The sequence below is a fragment of the Thermogutta sp. genome (genome assembly GCF_014359955.1).
In the GTDB taxonomy this organism is placed as follows: Bacteria; Planctomycetota; Planctomycetia; order Pirellulales; family Thermoguttaceae; genus Thermogutta.
On record NZ_JACIYL010000786.1, the window covers coordinates 1 to 2,029 of the forward strand.

General features: G+C 50.1%; 2 protein-coding genes. Both read left to right on the plus strand.

From position 1 onward, the window contains the following. A partial coding sequence (locus tag H5U08_RS16950) for a hypothetical protein (protein WP_297035777.1) occupies nucleotides 1-598 on the plus strand: 598 nt, incomplete at its 5' end. A gap of 3 nt (nucleotides 599-601) precedes the next feature. Next, the gene (locus H5U08_RS19940) at nucleotides 602-1,087 is read left to right on the plus strand and encodes an SGNH hydrolase domain-containing protein (RefSeq protein WP_366494791.1); all 486 of its coding nucleotides are present in this window, start codon (nucleotides 602-604) and stop codon (nucleotides 1,085-1,087) included. The last annotated feature ends 942 nt before the right edge of the window (nucleotides 1,088-2,029 follow it).

Genomic DNA, 2,029 nt, shown 5'->3' on the forward strand with positions numbered 1-2,029 from the left:
TGTGTTTATCGGTCTGACGAGTTATTCACTTTATCTATGGCATTGGCCGCTTGTAGTTTTTATAAAATACTTGTCAGTCCACAATCTTAATCGCACTATTTTCTTCCTTTGGCTAGCGGTCACTGTATTAATATCGGTTGCGTCGTGGCGCTTGATCGAGCAGCCGTTTCGGCATTCATCCAAGAGGTTCGGTCTCAGGTCGCTGGCGGCAATGTGGTTCGGATCGATTGCCATATTGGTTGGCTTAGGCGGGATTGTGTGGCGTACGAAGGGACTAGCGGTTGTCTATCCGCGTTCTGTTTTGGCCATTGACCCCGTAACAGTTGATCCCTCTATTTTCAAGTACGAGACCTCCCTTGTCAGCCTTGGGGAAGGTAGAATTCCGTCTCTCGGGGACTCGGAACCCGCGGGAACGCGTCTCGATTTTGTCTTATGGGGAGATAGCCACGCACTGTCACTTGGGGCGTTTTTGGAAGAGTTTTCCAAACGCTGCAATCTGCGCGGTGCGATTCTCGCGCGGCGTGCCACAGCGCCTCTACCGGACTGTTCAGAGTTTTCATCCGAGAAGAGGTTGTGGTCTAAAATTGCTTTGGATTAAATTCTGCGACTTAGGCCGAGGCACGTAATTCTTGCCGCCAGGTGGAACAGTTATTTCAAGGAGGTGTCCGAAGATAAAGAACGCGCTCTGTCTTCAGTTGTGGCGAGCCTAACGGATCACGGGATTCGAGTATGGATATTGCTTCAGGTGCCAGAACACGATTTCTCCGTTCCTCAAGCCATGTGGGTGAATAGGCGTTTCGGTGTGCCGATTCCGCAAAGCATGTCTTTGTCGGAATATCACTGGGGAAGGGCAACATTCTGTAAAGCTCTTAATAGTCTAAAAGTAGCAGCTAGTGTACTTGATCCAATATCGGCCTGCTTTAACGAATCCGGGTTTTCGATTATCGGGGGAGAAGACGGAGCTTATTATCGGGACGAGCATCATGTATCGAAGCTGGGAGCTGCTCGGCTTCTTGGTCCGGTATTTGAGGAATGGAGGCGAGCGGCGTTTCCAGAAATGTCCTCGCCTATTGTCTTTGAGCGATGAAGAGCAACGGTTCCCGTTATGGAGAATGCTGTTTCGCCGAGTCTTGTCCTGTCGCCACCACTGGACGATTGATCCCTTGACGCCGTACATCTCTCAAGAGGAGCTCACTGGGATGAAATCCCCTGGAGGCTACGAGCAACGGTGATGCTCACTTTCCGGAACTGTCATTGCGATTCGCTACTTGGGAAATGAATGCTGCCTAAAAGCATAGGTCAAGCTCCGGGGCTTGCCTTTGGAACGTACTACGGTACAAATTTGAGTCGCCCGCGTGAGAACGACACTCTGGGCTATCATTTGGCAAAATTGGATTGCTTTTTTTACCCCCTTTAAGCTTGGCTTGTTCAGAAACCTGATAGTCCCGAATAGATCTGTGTACTGTAGTGCATGCAAGTGTTTATTCACTCGTCGCTATCTGTACTTCGCCACTCTGAATTTGGAATTGAATCTGCTTTGATACAAGAGGCTGAACGAACTGCGGCAAATTGTCCTGCTGGCACGGTCTTAGCCGACGGTGCATCTCGGGTGTATCTGAGCATTTTCGGTAAGAAAGAGGTTAAATATGCGCCGAGAGCGAGCAGGGGTGAAAAGACAGTCTCGTGGGATGAGGTTCGTGAGGCTATTAGGAGTCACAATATCAGTTGTGTTGTAGCCTCGGAACTTGCTAAGGAGGACATCGATAAAGGCAATTACGGACCGGTGTTTCAGTCGATTTTGCGCGAAAAGGATATTCCAGCCGGTTGGGTGGTAAGAAGATACGGGGCTTTCCGAGTCCTGATACCAACGACCAGCTTGTCGGATTAACCGTTCACTGACGTGATCCAGAAAGCTGGTACCGCTCTAAAACCCCCAATACGCTCTCGGCCAGAATCAAATTGGGCCACCTCTTCCCCTGGTTAGCTCTCAGTCGTCTCCACTTGTGCGAAGACCTATGGCTTGCCGCAC